This window comes from Maricaulis parjimensis, from assembly GCF_016817355.1.
In the GTDB taxonomy this organism is placed as follows: Bacteria; Pseudomonadota; Alphaproteobacteria; order Caulobacterales; family Maricaulaceae; genus Maricaulis; species Maricaulis parjimensis.
Genome location: NZ_JADOTT010000012.1, coordinates 8724 through 21811 on the forward strand (window position 1 = coordinate 8724; position 13088 = coordinate 21811).

18 protein-coding genes are annotated in these 13088 nt (G+C 63.2%); 10 read left to right on the plus strand and 8 right to left on the minus strand.

What is annotated here, in order from left to right; translation table 11 throughout:
* Positions 1 to 72 precede the first annotated feature (72 nt).
* The gene (locus tag I0K07_RS15040; RefSeq protein ID WP_203294881.1) at positions 73 to 321 is read left to right on the plus strand and encodes a hypothetical protein; all 249 of its coding nucleotides are present in this window, start codon (positions 73 to 75) and stop codon (positions 319 to 321) included.
* A gap of 15 nt (positions 322 to 336) precedes the next feature.
* Here I0K07_RS15040 and I0K07_RS15045 read toward each other — a convergent pair whose 3' ends face one another.
* Positions 337 to 846, minus strand: a complete 510-nt coding sequence (locus I0K07_RS15045) for a response regulator (protein WP_203294884.1) — start codon at positions 844 to 846, stop codon at positions 337 to 339.
* Positions 847 to 1066: 220 nt separating this feature from the next.
* On the opposite strand from I0K07_RS15045, the gene I0K07_RS15050 reads away from it, so the two are divergent.
* Positions 1067 to 1465, plus strand: a complete 399-nt coding sequence (locus I0K07_RS15050) for a DUF3775 domain-containing protein (RefSeq protein ID WP_203294886.1) — start codon at positions 1067 to 1069, stop codon at positions 1463 to 1465.
* 9 nt (positions 1466 to 1474) lie between these two features.
* Here the strand turns inward: I0K07_RS15050 and I0K07_RS15055 are convergent, their stop codons facing one another.
* Both I0K07_RS15055 and I0K07_RS15060 read right to left on the minus strand, forming a co-directional pair.
* The gene (locus I0K07_RS15055; protein ID WP_203294887.1) at positions 1475 to 2164 is read right to left on the minus strand and encodes a hypothetical protein; all 690 of its coding nucleotides are present in this window, start codon (positions 2162 to 2164) and stop codon (positions 1475 to 1477) included.
* Positions 2148 to 2438: a hypothetical protein gene (locus tag I0K07_RS15060; protein ID WP_203294890.1), complete on the minus strand. Its 291-nt coding sequence runs from the start codon at positions 2436 to 2438 to the stop codon at positions 2148 to 2150. Before I0K07_RS15060 ends, I0K07_RS15055 begins: the two co-directional genes overlap by 17 nt.
* A 123-nt stretch (positions 2439 to 2561) precedes the next feature.
* Between I0K07_RS15060 and I0K07_RS15065 the strand changes: the two genes are divergently transcribed.
* Positions 2562 to 3155 (plus strand): lipocalin family protein, encoded by a 594-nt coding sequence (locus tag I0K07_RS15065; protein ID WP_203294892.1) that lies wholly within the window; start codon positions 2562 to 2564, stop codon positions 3153 to 3155.
* Between the two features lie 6 nt (positions 3156 to 3161).
* Here the strand turns inward: I0K07_RS15065 and I0K07_RS15070 are convergent, their stop codons facing one another.
* Together I0K07_RS15070 and I0K07_RS15075 are read right to left on the minus strand one after the other, a co-directional pair.
* Positions 3162 to 3617 (minus strand): response regulator, encoded by a 456-nt coding sequence (locus I0K07_RS15070; RefSeq protein WP_203294895.1) that lies wholly within the window; start codon positions 3615 to 3617, stop codon positions 3162 to 3164.
* 55 nt (positions 3618 to 3672) lie between these two features.
* Positions 3673 to 4110, minus strand: coding sequence for a response regulator (locus I0K07_RS15075; RefSeq protein ID WP_203294897.1), 438 nt, complete (start codon positions 4108 to 4110; stop codon positions 3673 to 3675).
* A 240-nt stretch (positions 4111 to 4350) separates the two neighbouring features.
* Here I0K07_RS15075 and uvrB point away from each other — a divergent pair, with 240 nt between their 5' ends.
* The 4 genes from uvrB to I0K07_RS15095 all read left to right on the plus strand — a co-directional run bounded on the left by uvrB (position 4351) and on the right by I0K07_RS15095 (position 9112).
* Positions 4351 to 6456 carry an excinuclease ABC subunit UvrB gene (gene uvrB, locus I0K07_RS15080; protein WP_420828494.1) on the plus strand — a complete coding sequence of 702 codons (2106 nt, stop codon included), beginning with the start codon at positions 4351 to 4353 and terminating at the stop codon, positions 6454 to 6456.
* A 117-nt stretch (positions 6457 to 6573) separates the two neighbouring features.
* Positions 6574 to 7542 carry an MrcB family domain-containing protein gene (locus I0K07_RS15085; RefSeq protein WP_203294901.1) on the plus strand — a complete coding sequence of 323 codons (969 nt, stop codon included), beginning with the start codon at positions 6574 to 6576 and terminating at the stop codon, positions 7540 to 7542.
* A 200-nt stretch (positions 7543 to 7742) separates the two neighbouring features.
* On the plus strand, positions 7743 to 8165 hold the full coding sequence (locus tag I0K07_RS15090; RefSeq protein ID WP_203294902.1) for a hypothetical protein: 423 nt from the start codon (positions 7743 to 7745) through the stop codon (positions 8163 to 8165).
* A 563-nt stretch (positions 8166 to 8728) separates the two neighbouring features.
* Complete coding sequence (locus I0K07_RS15095) at positions 8729 to 9112, plus strand: hypothetical protein (protein ID WP_203294905.1); 384 nt, start codon at positions 8729 to 8731, stop codon at positions 9110 to 9112.
* 5 nt (positions 9113 to 9117) lie between these two features.
* Here the strand turns inward: I0K07_RS15095 and I0K07_RS15100 are convergent, their stop codons facing one another.
* Positions 9118 to 9699, minus strand: a complete 582-nt coding sequence (locus I0K07_RS15100; RefSeq protein ID WP_203294907.1) for a hypothetical protein — start codon at positions 9697 to 9699, stop codon at positions 9118 to 9120.
* Between the two features lie 157 nt (positions 9700 to 9856).
* Between I0K07_RS15100 and I0K07_RS15105 the strand changes: the two genes are divergently transcribed.
* Positions 9857 to 10252 (plus strand): hypothetical protein, encoded by a 396-nt coding sequence (locus I0K07_RS15105; RefSeq protein WP_203294909.1) that lies wholly within the window; start codon positions 9857 to 9859, stop codon positions 10250 to 10252.
* Positions 10253 to 10294: 42 nt separating this feature from the next.
* Complete coding sequence (locus I0K07_RS15110) at positions 10295 to 10969, plus strand: DUF4386 domain-containing protein (protein ID WP_203294911.1); 675 nt, start codon at positions 10295 to 10297, stop codon at positions 10967 to 10969.
* Here the strand turns inward: I0K07_RS15110 and I0K07_RS15115 are convergent.
* Positions 10966 to 11718, minus strand: a complete 753-nt coding sequence (locus I0K07_RS15115; protein WP_203294913.1) for a tRNA1(Val) (adenine(37)-N6)-methyltransferase — start codon at positions 11716 to 11718, stop codon at positions 10966 to 10968. The genes I0K07_RS15110 and I0K07_RS15115 overlap by 4 nt on opposite strands.
* Positions 11715 to 11936: a putative signal transducing protein gene (locus tag I0K07_RS15120; RefSeq protein ID WP_203294915.1), complete on the minus strand. Its 222-nt coding sequence runs from the start codon at positions 11934 to 11936 to the stop codon at positions 11715 to 11717. Before I0K07_RS15120 ends, I0K07_RS15115 begins: the two co-directional genes overlap by 4 nt.
* Before the next feature lie 132 nt (positions 11937 to 12068).
* On the opposite strand from I0K07_RS15120, the gene I0K07_RS15125 reads away from it, so the two are divergent.
* On the plus strand, positions 12069 to 13073 hold the full coding sequence (locus I0K07_RS15125; RefSeq protein ID WP_203294960.1) for a polyprenyl synthetase family protein: 1005 nt from the start codon (positions 12069 to 12071) through the stop codon (positions 13071 to 13073).
* The last annotated feature ends 15 nt before the right edge of the window (positions 13074 to 13088 follow it).

The window sequence follows — 13088 nt, forward strand, 5'->3', positions numbered from 1 at the left end:
GCTGAAATCCGCGCTGCAGACCTTGGGCGTGAGCTGCGCCATTGCCGATGAAAGCTGTGCCGAGTGGGGGGGATGCTGGACCTGTTCGAACGGGCCGATGCCCTGTCCTGCCAGACGGGATGCGGATTGCCACTGGCCTGCGATACCGCGCTGATCGCGCGAAGCGAGCTGACGGGCATGGGGCCGGGCCTGCTGGTCAATAATCCAGACTTCGCGACGATTATCCGCAAGCGAAAAGCCGTTGGCGCCGAAGAGGCCGTTATCGCCTTTTCATTGTACCGCAGGGTGGAAGAGACGCAGGCCGTATTCAAACACGCCTGATGCACGGACCGCGGATCAGCCGGTGGCCGAGTTTTCATCATCCGTCGAACGGCGCCACGGGCCTGCAAAACGCGGATCCTGGCGGCGGCGGCGGTCCGGGCCGAAATAGGTGGACGCCTTGATGAAGCGGCGCGGCCGCTCGATCAGCGCGGTAATGCGGTGGAACAGATCCACCGGGCGCACCGGCTTGGCCAAGTATTCGTTCACGCCGGCATTGATCGCCTCAAGCACTTTGGACCGGTCGGTGTGGCCGGTGACCATGATGATGGGCAGATACTTGTTGGCGCTGTCCGATGCCGTGCGAACAAGACGGGTGAATTCCAGCCCGTTCAGATCACCCAGCATGTAATCGACCAGGGCGAAGTCCGGGTTCACATCGCGCATCGTTTCGAAGGCGTCGGCCGCGTCGCGCACTTCCACGATCGTCCGCACACCGAAGCCCTGCAGAATGGTCCGCAGGATGGTCGACATGTGCGCATTGTCCTCAACGATCAGGACACGGATACGATCAAAGCTGCCGGACATGGGGTCTCGCGAGCGGCGAAGGGTGAATCACTGGCCCCATACTCGCCAATCGTCCTTAACCAAGTCTTGAGAGAGCGGGGCTGCGTGCCGGGAAATTCGCCTGACAGGCGATCCGCGTCGCCATGCCGCAGCCGGTTTGTGTGATCACAGCCCGCCGCTTTCGTGCTAGGCTTGCCCCGTTGCGTACCGTTCATCGCGTCAGACGTGAAAGGACGTCGTCATGAACATTGCAGAGAACACTGTCCGCAAACTCATCCTTCGCGCCCGCGCCTATGACAGCAAGGAAGAGGTGGAGGATTTCGAGCTCGACCGCGATCCGGACAGCTCCGAAACCGACGCCGTCGAAACGCTGATGACCGGCGAGATCGATCCAATCCGCACAGAGATCGAGGACTGGCTGGAAAGCCTGGACGAGGAAGCCCAGGCCGAGCTCGTTGCGCTCTACTGGATCGGCCGCGGCGATTTTGACGGGGAAGACTTCCCCCGTGCCGTCCGCGAAGCCCGCCGTCGCCGCACCGGTTCCACCGCCACCTATCTCCTCGGCGCCCCCATGCTGGGCGATTATATCGAGATCGGCATGGACGCCGTCATCGAGGCCGACGTCTACGACGAGGCGTGAGGCGCCAGATCAGCGCTGGCGCATCCGGCTGACCGCATCCCGCAGGGCTTCTTCGCGGGCCGCATCATCCGTTTCCGCCAGTGCGTCCTGGACCTGAGCCGCGGCCTCGCCCAGCCGGCGCCGTGTCTCGGTCTCCGCCTGGGTGCGCGCCTGTTCCCATTCATTGCCGCGGATGGCGGCCACAAGGATATCGGCAATCCGCTGCAGGATCTGGATCACGGCCTCCGCCGCAAATCCGCCGACAATGGCAATCGCCAGCACACCATACCCCTCCGCCACCTCGCGCAGCTGCACATTGGTGCTGGCCAGCTCGCCGATCAGGAATCCGGTGAAAATACCCAGCACGAAACGGTGGAGGTAGTATTGGTAATATTGCTTCTTGAACGTGCCGTCGCGGATATAGGTCCGCGCGCTCCACAGCGCGAAAAGCGTCGCCCCCAGGATCGCGCCGAGCACGCGTTTCAGCGTCGGATCCGCGGAGTCCGTGCCAAAGGCCAGCCAGGCGCCCAATTGCGGCCAAGCGGTCAGGATGACCAGCAAGACCAGGGCTATACCGCCCGTTCCGCCGATCACCTGCAGCACCCAGTTCCGGCTCAGCTGGCTCGCCTCAATTGTCCCGGGAGTCGCCGGCGCGATGGCATCGGACAATTCCCGATGCACCTTCATGGCCAGACGCAGCGTGTCACGATCGATCCGCATCAGTCCCTCCCTGCACGTCGTCATCATCGAGATCCAGGGCTTCCCCGTCATCGCCCTTGTCCGACAAAAGCTCCAGCAAGGCCGGCAAATCGCTCCGGACGGAGTCGGGAATGACAATGCCCCGCGTCCGGGCGAATTGCTCCATGGCGAATATTTCCCGGAGCAGGCTGGCCATCAGTTTCGCCGCCGGATCTGGCCGCTGGCCCGCCCGGTGAAAGAAGGACTGGATAAGATCGGGATCAAACTCATCCGCCTCCGCATAAGTCTCGCTCATATTACCCTCCCCGCGCAGATTGCAGGGAAGTTAACAGCAATCCTGACGTTTATCCAAGCACACGCACTCTGGACTTGCCCGCCGACCCACCTATCTCAGCCCCCACCCGACCGGAGACATGTCATGCGTTTTCTGACCCGCCTTGCGCTCATCCTGCCCGCCCTTGCCCTGACCGCCTGCATGGAAAGCCCGCGTGACCGGCTCGCCGGGGACACGCCGCCGCAGACCGTCGGCCCGATCGATCTGGACCGCTATGCCGGGCTCTGGTTCGAAATTTTCCGCGCCGACCACAGTTTCGAGCGCGATTGCCACGGGGTGACAGCCTTCTACGAACGCCAGGGCGAGGACCGGATCCGGGTCATCAATCGCTGCTGGAAGAACGGGCTGGACGGACCGCTCGACATCGCCAATGGCCGCGCCCGCCTGCCCGACCCGTCTGACACCTCCCGCCTTGAGGTGAGCTTTTTCGGGCCCTTCTACGGGGATTACTGGGTGATCGATCTGGCGGAGGATTATTCCTGGGCCCTCGTCTCGGAACCCGCCGGCCGCTATCTGTGGATGCTGTCCCGCACGCCCCGGCCCGACCCGGCGCTCATCGAGGAACGCCTGCAGAGCCTGCGCGATCGCGGCTTTGACACGGACGGGCTGATCTTTCCGGATCAATGGGAGAGCGAGGCGGCCATGCCGCGTACCGGCCTGCCGGAGCAGGACGGCTAGAGCGGGTCAGTCGATCCACTCAATGTCATCACTGTCCGGTTCGGACGGAACGGAACCGACGGCGGGGCGCGTCCAGCCGGTCTTTTGCCGCACATCCAGAATGCGCTGCCCCAGCCGGTCCGGCATGACAGGTTTGACGAGATAGGCATTGGCCCCGGCGGCCACCGCGCTTTCGATCAGCTCCGCTCCGGCATGCCCTGTCAGGACGATCACGGGAACATCGCGGTTGAAGTGCCAGGTCTGCTTGCGCAGGCCGCGCAGCAATCTCAGACCGTTCTCACCAGACAGCTCATAGTCCAGCAGGACCGCGTCATAGCCGAACTGGTCGAGCTTCTTGCGCGCCGAGGTCAGGTCTTCCGCCTCATGCACATCGCGGCATCCCAGGGATTGGAGCAGGCGCGCGACCAGATCTCGAATGGACGGAATGTCCTCGACAATCAGGATGCGCATACCTTTCAGCACGACCGTGTCTCCCCCAGACCGACCTGAACTCTGTCCCGGCTTACCGGGTGGCCAGTCAGGCCTGTTTACGCTCCACCTCATCGACCGTTTGCTGGGCCGCGCCCTCGGTCAGTTCGGCAATCTTGTCACCCAGCATCCGCGCCGTCACCGGCTTGGGCAGGATGGCGTCCACCCCGGCTTCGCGCGCTCCGGCGGTCAGGTGTTCCTGGCCGGTCGGCGAGAGCAGGATGAGCGGGATTTCCGGCATCGGGCTGTGCGCCGCGTCACGGAAGGCGCGAACCAGGTCCACACCGGTCTCCCGGCCGAGATCATAGTCGATAATCGCTAGGTCGGGGCGGCAAACCCGCGCCATGATGAAAGCTTCCTCACGCGTTTCAGCTTCGTAGATGCGCGTGACACCGAGACCACAGAGCAGCGTCTTCAGGACGGTTCGAACCGGACGGCTATCGTCGACCAGAAGAATATTGATTGCTGCATCGCCAGGGACTGACATGGTCTCCTCCATCAAAAGTCGAGGATCACCCTACGCCCAACATGTTTAACGCCAGATGAGCGGCGAGTGATTCCGTATGACGACATTTTTGACGTGTTCTCCTGACACAACGCTGGCAAGGACCCCGCCCGGCCCGCAGTGACACCTCTGGTCCCCGCGCCCGCGAGACCGCATATTCCCCCCATGACCAAGCTCACCCTCGACGACACGCTCACCGCGCCGGAAGACTTCGTGCTGGACATGGTCCCGTCGGCCGCGGGCGAGTGGACGCCGCACCGCCCGGAGCGCCCGGACAAGGCAGAGGGCGGGCTGCGCTTCCAGTGCGTGTCCGAATACACGCCCATGGGCGACCAGCCCTCGGCGATCAAGGAACTCGTGGAAGGCCTGGAATCGGAGGAGCGCGACCAGGTCCTGCTCGGCGCCACCGGCACGGGCAAGACCTTCACCATGGCCAAGATCATCGAGGCGGTGCAGCGCCCGGCCCTGATCCTCGCCCCCAACAAGACGCTCGCCGCCCAGCTCTATGGCGAGTTCAAGAGCTTCTTCCCGAACAATGCGGTCGAGTATTTCGTCTCCTACTACGACTATTACATGCCCGAGGCCTATGTGCCGCGCACGGACACCTATATCGAGAAGGAAAGCTCCATCAATGAGGCGATCGACCGGATGCGCCACGCTGCCACGCGCTCCATCCTGGAACGCGATGACGTGATCATCGTCGCCTCGGTCTCCTGCATTTACGGTATCGGCTCGGTGGAGACCTATACGGCGATGACCTTCGAGGTGAAGCCGGGCGACGAGATCGATCCGCGCCAGGTCATGCGCCAGCTGGTCGATCTGCAATACACGCGCAATGACGCCGCCTTCATCCGCGGAACCTTCCGCCTGCGCGGCGACAATCTGGAAGTCTTCCCGGCCCACTATGATGACCGCGCCTGGCGCCTCACCTTCTTCGGTGACGAGGTCGAGCAGATCACCGAGTTTGATCCGCTCACCGGCAAGGCGATCACCGATCTCAAGAGCGTGAAATTCTACGCCAACTCCCACTATGTCACGCCCAAGCCGACGCTCAACCAGGCCGTCGTCCAGATCAAGAAAGAGCTGAAAGAGCGCCTTACCTGGATGGAGGCCGAGGGCAAGCTGCTGGAAGCCCAGCGCCTGCAACAGCGCACCGAGTTCGATCTGGAAATGATGGAGGCGACCGGCTCCTGCGCCGGCATCGAGAACTATTCCCGCTACCTGACCGGCCGCAAGCCGGGCGAGCCGCCGCCCACCCTGTTCGAATACCTGCCGGAGGATGCCCTCGTCTTCGCCGATGAGAGCCATGTCTCCATCCCGCAGCTCGGCGCCATGTACAAGGGTGACTATAACCGCAAGAAGACGCTGGCCGATCACGGCTTCCGCCTGCCCTCCTGCCTGGACAACCGTCCCCTCAAATTCGAGGAATGGGACGCGATGCGCCCGCAGACCATCGCCGTCTCGGCCACGCCCGGCCCCTGGGAACTCAACCAGACCGGCGGCGTCTTCACCGAACAGGTGATCCGCCCCACCGGCCTGATCGACCCGCCCGTCGAGGTCCGCCCCGTCGCCGCCGATGGCGCCTCCCAGGTCGATGATGTCATCGACGAGGCCCGCAAGGCCGCCGAAAACGGCTATCGCACCCTCATCACCACGCTGACCAAGCGCATGGCCGAGGATCTCACCGAATACATGCACGAGCAGGGCCTCAAGGTCCGCTACATGCACTCCGATGTCGACACGGTGGAACGCATCGAACTGATCCGCGACCTCCGCCTCGGCGTCTATGACATCCTCGTCGGCATCAACCTCCTGCGCGAAGGCCTCGACATCCCCGAATGCGGCCTCGTCGCCATTCTCGACGCCGACAAGGAAGGCTTCCTCCGCTCCGAAACCAGCCTCGTCCAGACCATCGGCCGCGCCGCGAGAAACGCCGACTCAAAAGTCATCCTCTATGCCGACCGCATCACCGGCTCCATGCAACGCGCCATGGACGAAACCACACGGCGCCGGGACAAGCAGATCGCCTATAACGAAGAACACGGCATCACGCCGAAAACCATCACAAGAGGGATCAGCGACATCCTGGAAGAAGTGATGGAGAGCCAGGCCAAGGGGCGTGGTGTTGCTTCGAAGGGCCGCGGCAAGAAGTCGAGCGGGAAACCGAAAGGCGTGTCCGATGGCGCTCAGGCGAGCTTTGAGGGCGGCGAGAATATCACCGCCGTCATCGCCGAGCTGGAGAAGCAGATGCGCGAAGCGGCGGCAGATCTGGAGTTTGAGACGGCGGCGAAGCTGCGGGATGAGATTTTGAAGTTGAAGGCCGACTAAAGCGGGCCTGTCCTCCGAAGCGTTTTAGCGCGTAGGGGGAATGAGATTTTGAAATTGAAAGAGGAGTAGGTAGCGACAACAACTTGAATTTGCGATCACATCCGCCAATGTGCGCCCATGAGAGATGCACTTCAAAAATGGGCTTACGCCTATCCCCGGAACCCGGGCTGGCGCGATGGAAGCTTCACGGGAGCGCCTGAAAAGGACATCGTGGAAACCGATGTGCCCCGAGCGCTTCAAGATATTCTCCGCGACGACGGCCGCTATTCGATAGAGGGAAGCGCAGGACAGGGCGACTGGACAAAAACACCCTGGGTTTCGGTCTTGGATAGGGCAGTTACCACTTCAACGCAGGAAGGTTTCTACCTTGTTTACCTGCTCAGCCATGGTTGCGAACGGCTGTACTTAGTCTTGGGACAAGGCTGCACTCGGCTAAAAGATGAATCCGGCATTCCAGAAACTCGGCAAGAACTGAGGCGACGCGCGGAACTGATGCGAAAACGTATCAAAGGTGATTTGGGACGCCTGCGCCAAATCGAAATGGACCTGAATGCGAGTGGCTGGCGAGCCGATCTATATGAAGCATCGGTTGTCGTAGGAGCGGTCTACGATACGGCTAAGTTGCCAGAAAACGACGAACTCATTTCTGACTTCAAAGAGTCTATAAGGCTTTATCGAATGTTGGCTCGGCGAGGAGGTTGGGACGCAGACGACACAATCGCTCAAGATGCCGATGAAGACGGCATGAAAGGATCACTCGACTACCAAAAAAGCTACCGACTTCACAGGCGAGCGGAACGCAACGCAAAACACTCTTCAGAGGTCAAGAAGCGCCATAAGCCCGAGTGCGCAGCCTGCGGCAAGACAACGGCTGATTTCTACAACCTTGGCCGCGTAGAAGATGGAAACACGGTCAGCATCCTAGAAGCACACCACCTCTGCCCACTTTTCAGGATCGCAGACGGTGACAATGTTACGTTCGATATCATGCGGGACTTCGCGTTACTCTGCCCGAACTGCCACAGAATGATCCACAAGATTGGCGCAGAAAAACTCGATGAGTTACGGTCTCTCGTGAGGCGCTAAACTTTCATTTACCGCCATCCTTCCCCTTGATGGGGAAGGTGGATCGTCGCGAAGCGACGAGACGGAAGGGGTGAAGCTCGGTGTTTTCGGGCAAACCCCGCCTCCAACCCACTCCCACCCAACACCCCATCCCGCTCCAAACCCTTCCTCAATCCCCCCTTCCAGCGCATAATGCCCCCACGCTTTGGGGAGCGTCGGGCATGACACAACACACACAGGGAAAACGCCCGGCGGGCGTTTGGCCGGTCCAGTTGATCCTGGCGGGGCTGACCCTCTGGTATCTCTATTGGAGTGCCGCCATCTGGCTGGTCAAATTCGATTGGGTCGTCCTGCCTCTGCCGGTCCCGGACACACGGGTTTTCGTTTCCCGCCAGCCTGACGGCATGGCCGCCGCCATGCTCGTCCACCAATCCATCAATATCCTCGCCTTCGTGCTGCTGAGTCTGCGCCGGCGCCTGGCCCTCTGGGGCGTCATCCTGGGCATGGCGATACATGTCGGCGTGTGGGTCTGGCTCACCTGGGAGGGGCTTTTTACCGGTCTGGCCGGCTATGCCTCGCTGGTCACGGAGTTTGTCCTGGTCCTGCTGACGGCGCGGCTCTACCGGACGGGCCGGCTGCGGTGAGTCGGTCTTTCTTCCCCATTGGATGGGGAGGAGGATCAGAGCCCACCCCTTCTCCCCGGGGAGAAGGTGCCCCGAAGCGGCGGATGAGGGGGATCGTCGAGGTCTTCGCGATTACCCGCAAGCACCGGGATGCCCCCCTCTCCCGGCGCATGCGCGCCACCCTCTCCCCAGGGGAGAGGGTTTCGAATCCGGCGCTGACTTATCCCCACCCCCAACCGCCTCGCGTAGTCTCCCCCTCGCCTCAGCACCACTCGAGGCCCGGCCCGGTCAGGTCGGGGGTGTTGGGGGAGCGGAGCGCTTGAGGCGGCCGGATTGACCCCCGGCTCAGACAAGCGGCTATCAGGGGGTCCAAGAGTGCCGAGGTTTGGCTCCAGTATCACCTGGTCTTGAATACCCGTTGCGAGGCGGGAGGAAATCTTCGCGTGCGGGACACCGGTGGGTGTCACCCAAATTATCAAAGCGACGACGCCAACCCGTGTCCCGCACCCCTCATACCGCCAGCGCGCAAGCGCGTGGCGCTTTCCGGCCTGCCCGCTGTGGGCAGTGAGAAAAGGAAAGACAGAATGAGACCGGCACACACTCCGACCGATGGCACCCATGAACCTTCCGAAGACGAGGAGGCTGAAGCGGCCGAATTGAGGACGAGCATCCAGCTCAAGATCGACCGGCAGTGGGCTCGTTTCCACATCGCGCCCAACATCGAACGCTGGAACCATCCCGGCGGCCTGTTCGGCCTGGTCCATGATGGCGCGGTGGATCTGGCGACCGTGCCCCTGCCCGACTGGCTACCGAGCGCGGACAGCCGCGATCCCTGGGACCGCCAGGAGGCCGCCCTCCTCGCCGCCCATCCCGAAATCGGCACACGCGTCGACCCCGACGCCCCGCACCCCGGCCCCGGCTGGGCCCGCGCCTGGTATTTCCGGCAATTCATGCCGGAAGGGCAATAAGCGCCCTAGCCCGGAAACAGCCAGAGCCCGATTTCGCGCACGCCCTCTCCCTCGCGGATCAGGCAATTGGCGCTTTCCATGCCCTGGACATAACAGGCCATGGGCAGGTCCTGGTCGCGCAGGGCGTCGATGTCGGCCTCGGTGAGGTCTTCGGCCGGGTAGAAGGGAAATTCATCTGTCATGCGGGGCAGATGGGCGGTGGTGTCGAGATGGGCGAAATCAGCCAACCAGGTCTCCAGACCGCCGGCCAGCCCGTTCTCGCCCGGCCAGGCAAGGAGCATGACTTCGTCGACGGGATAGTTCGCCTCATGGCGCACCCTCCCGTCGGCACTGGACACGGTGAGGCGGGCCCAGACCATGTCGTCCGGCGTGCACCAGGTCTGGGCCGTGGCGACCAGCCCGCTCGCCGCATCCCCGCCCCACGCCACCTCATGGCTGAGATCGCACTCGGCCGGGATCGGGTTGGGTGCCGGGCCGGGTCCCGGGTCAGGCTTGCCCTGCGCCAAGGCCGGCGCTGCGGTCACAGCGAGGCCGAACGCGGCTGCGCTGCAGGCGGATGCAAGACCGGAATGAAAGGATGGAACCATGATATCTCCCCCGATGATCGACCCCAGACTAGGCCGGGCCAGCCTGTCATGTAATCCACCAAATGGGCGGGTCGAAGGCAAAATCCGGGCGAAGACGGGGGTTTGCCGGACACGCGCCAGCTTGCCGGGCAGGCCCGAGACGAGGCAGACTGCAAGCATGACATCGCCCATGCTCTCTCTCGGCCTGTCCGATTTCCAGATCGAAGACAATGGCCTGCTGCGCTTCCGGGCCAGCGGCGAACGGACGAATGAGAACACGCCGGGTGCGCTCAACGCCTTCGAACAGACCATGGCGCGCCATGAGGTGCGCGGCATACTGGCCGATCTTCGCCGGGCGGAATACTCAATGGATGAGACCGAGTTCAACATCGCCCAGCGCGGCATGGCCCGCAAATTCGGCCCCATCCCGGTCGCCGTCATCACCCGCAATGGCCAGGAATCCCAATTGTCGCAGGCAACAGACATCATCCAGGCCAATGGCGGCACAATGCGTTTTTTTTTCCGCTCCTATGACGAAGCGGAAGCCTGGATCCTGGAACAGCTCGCGCCCTGAGCCTGCCCACCCTCCCCCTCAAGAGAAAGCCTGCCGGATATCATGTCTGAAACCCCGACCCTGCGCCCCACCGCCCGCCTGACCGGCCTGGCCTATCTCGTCATCATCCTGTGCGGATTGTTTGCCGAACTCTTCGTGCGCGGTGCCGTGTATTCGCACGGCGATGCCGAGGGCCTGGCCGCGAACATCGTCGAGTTCGAGGGCTTGATGCGGCTGGGGATCGCCGCCGATCTCGTCATGATCCTGGCCGATGTCGTGGTCGGCGTCCTGTTCTGGAAACTCCTGCGCCCGGTCAGCGAGACCCTGGCCCTGATGGCCGCCTTCTTCCGCCTCGCCCAGGCCGCCGTGCTCGGTGCCAATCTCCTGCACATGCAGGCGGCGGTCGATCTGGCCGCGCTTGATCCGGCTGGCACGCTGGCCGCGATGGACTGGCATGGCGATGGCTACCGTTTCGCCCTGGTCTTCTTCGGCGCGTCCTGTCTGTGCCTGTCCGCCCTGCTCTGGCGCTCGGCGCATTTCCCGCGCTGGCTGGCCGTCCTGCCATTGGTGTCCGGTGTGGGATATCTCGCCGACACTTTCCTCGCCCTGCTCGCCCCGATGATGCAAGCCCAGATCAGCGACCTGCTCATCGCGCCCACCGCCGTGTCGGAAATCGTCTTCTGTCTCTATTTGCTGATCCGCGGCTGCGAAAAACCCAAGCTTGTGGCGAGAGCCTAACCGCCCATCGCCAGTACGGCCCGTCCGCGCATCAACGCATCGGCCTCTGGCGTGAAGCCCTCGCCCTCATGCAGAACCAGCGGAGCCAGCAACTGAAGCGGGGCCCGGCCGCCGATCCGGGCGGTCACGAGGATGCGCTTGGCCGGCTGGCCTGAACGGGACTGGATAGGCTTGATGACGACGGAGCCGAAACTCTTGTCCAGCGCGGCGAGGATATCGGCCAGTTTGTCGGCGCGATGGATCAGGGTCAGCCGGCCCTTGGCCTTCAGGGCCCGGGCTGCCGCCTGCACCCAGACGCCTAGCGGGGCCGAACCGGACAGCCAGGCCGCCTGCTTGCCCGGCTTGGGTGTGCGCAGGGCTTTGGGGTCGTCGAAGAAGGGCGGGTTGAAGACCACCTGGTCAGCGCTGTGGTTCTGGCGCAGCTGGGCGATATCGCCAGCCTGGATCTCCACCCGGTCGGCCAGACCGTTCAGGGCAATATTATCCACGGCCAGGGAAACGGCATTAGGATCCTTCTCATGCCCGGTGAAGCTCACACCCTCCAACCGCTTCGCCGCACACAGGAGAACCGCGCCCGCCCCGCAGCCGAACTCCACCACATGCTCGCCCGGCCTTGCCTCCAGCGCCGCAGCCAGCAGGACCGCATCCATGCCGGCGCGATATCCGTCGGCGAACTGGTGCAGGCGCACCTGCCCGTCCAGCAGCGTGTCCAGCGTGGTTTCCGGTGCCGGCGTGTCAGGCTCGCTCATTCGGCCTCGGCATCGCGGAAGGCTTCAGCCAGGAGGCGCTTGGCCTCCGCGGCATCCTCGTCCACCACGGCCAAGCGTTTCTCCACGAAATCAATGCCGCCGCCATACATGGAGGCCATGCCTTCATCGAAGACGAAATTCTCGATCCCGGCATCATTCAGCACGGATCGGGCAAAAGAGAGTTTGACCGGATCGGGGGTTTTCAGAATGTCCTTCACGCCGATGTCATCCCTGTGCTGTTTCGTCACCGCGCGGGCCGCTTGCCGCAGGGTGTCCGGGTTTCTATTGTCTCGGTCAATTCACAGGGCTGCAAGAGGAGTGCTGGCGTGGACAGCACCGTGAGAGTCGACATGCTGGCCAAGCCGGAACCGGACGGGGCCAATGCCGCCGAACGCCTGGCGGCGATGGCCTATGATGACATGCGCAAGGTCGACGCGCTCATTCTCGAGCGGCTGGACAGTCATGTCGAACTGATCCCGGAACTCGCCCGCTACCTCATCGAGGCCGGTGGCAAGCGCGTCCGCCCGATGATCACCGTGGCTGCCGCCAACATGATCGGCTGTTCCGAGAAAGCCCCGCTACAGCTGGCGGCCGCCGTGGAATTCATCCACACTGCCACCCTGCTGCATGATGATGTCGTCGATGAAAGCGGCATGCGTCGCGGCAAGGTCGCCGCCAATCTGGTCTGGAACAATGCCTCCAGCGTGCTGGTCGGCGATTTCCTCTTTGCCCGCTCCTTCACCCTCATGGTGGAAGCCGGCTCGATGAAGGCGTTGGGCGTTCTGTCCAATGCCGCCTCCACGATCGCCGAGGGCGAGGTCCGCCAGCTCTCCGCCGTGAAAGACATTTCCACCTCGGTGGAGACCTATAACCAGATCATCGACGCCAAGACGGCGGCCCTCTTCGCGGCAGCTGCCGAGGTGGCCGGCATCGTCGCCGGACGCTCGGAAACGGAAGAAACGGCGCTGCGCACCTATGGTCGCGAACTCGGCCTGGCCTTCCAGCTGGTCGATGACGCGCTGGATTATGGTGGCGCAGCCGCCAAGCTGGGCAAATCGGTCGGCGATGACTTCCGCGAAGGCAAGGTCACCCTGCCCGTCGCCCTCTGCCTTCAGGCGGCGAGCGGCGAAGAACGGGATTTCTGGGAGCGCACGATTGCGCGTACCGAACAGACCGAGGCCGATTTCGACCAGGCGCTGGCCTATATGGCCAAGCACAATGCACTGGAAGACACGCTGGAACAGGCCCGCACCCATGCCCGCCAGGCCCGCGAGGCGCTGGAGATCTTCGAGGCCAATCCCTGGCGCGAAGCCCTGGCCGATCTCGCCGATTTCGTGGTCGAGCGCGCCTACTAATCCCCGCCCGGCCAT

Coding starts and splice junctions, on each gene's coding strand:
- I0K07_RS15040 (WP_203294881.1), top strand. CDS start 73: ATGCTGGACCTGTTCGAACGGGCCGATGCCCTGTCCTGCCAGACGGGA.
- I0K07_RS15045 (WP_203294884.1), bottom strand. CDS start 846: ATGTCCGGCAGCTTTGATCGTATCCGTGTCCTGATCGTTGAGGACAAT.
- I0K07_RS15050 (WP_203294886.1), top strand. CDS start 1,067: ATGAACATTGCAGAGAACACTGTCCGCAAACTCATCCTTCGCGCCCGC.
- I0K07_RS15055 (WP_203294887.1), bottom strand. CDS start 2,164: ATGCGGATCGATCGTGACACGCTGCGTCTGGCCATGAAGGTGCATCGG.
- I0K07_RS15060 (WP_203294890.1), bottom strand. CDS start 2,438: ATGAGCGAGACTTATGCGGAGGCGGATGAGTTTGATCCCGATCTTATC.
- I0K07_RS15065 (WP_203294892.1), top strand. CDS start 2,562: ATGCGTTTTCTGACCCGCCTTGCGCTCATCCTGCCCGCCCTTGCCCTG.
- I0K07_RS15075 (WP_203294897.1), bottom strand. CDS start 4,110: ATGTCAGTCCCTGGCGATGCAGCAATCAATATTCTTCTGGTCGACGAT.
- uvrB (WP_420828494.1), top strand. CDS start 4,351: ATGGTCCCGTCGGCCGCGGGCGAGTGGACGCCGCACCGCCCGGAGCGC.
- I0K07_RS15085 (WP_203294901.1), top strand. CDS start 6,574: ATGAGAGATGCACTTCAAAAATGGGCTTACGCCTATCCCCGGAACCCG.
- I0K07_RS15090 (WP_203294902.1), top strand. CDS start 7,743: ATGACACAACACACACAGGGAAAACGCCCGGCGGGCGTTTGGCCGGTC.
- I0K07_RS15095 (WP_203294905.1), top strand. CDS start 8,729: ATGAGACCGGCACACACTCCGACCGATGGCACCCATGAACCTTCCGAA.
- I0K07_RS15100 (WP_203294907.1), bottom strand. CDS start 9,699: ATGGTTCCATCCTTTCATTCCGGTCTTGCATCCGCCTGCAGCGCAGCC.
- I0K07_RS15105 (WP_203294909.1), top strand. CDS start 9,857: ATGACATCGCCCATGCTCTCTCTCGGCCTGTCCGATTTCCAGATCGAA.
- I0K07_RS15110 (WP_203294911.1), top strand. CDS start 10,295: ATGTCTGAAACCCCGACCCTGCGCCCCACCGCCCGCCTGACCGGCCTG.
- I0K07_RS15115 (WP_203294913.1), bottom strand. CDS start 11,718: ATGAGCGAGCCTGACACGCCGGCACCGGAAACCACGCTGGACACGCTG.
- I0K07_RS15125 (WP_203294960.1), top strand. CDS start 12,069: ATGCTGGCCAAGCCGGAACCGGACGGGGCCAATGCCGCCGAACGCCTG.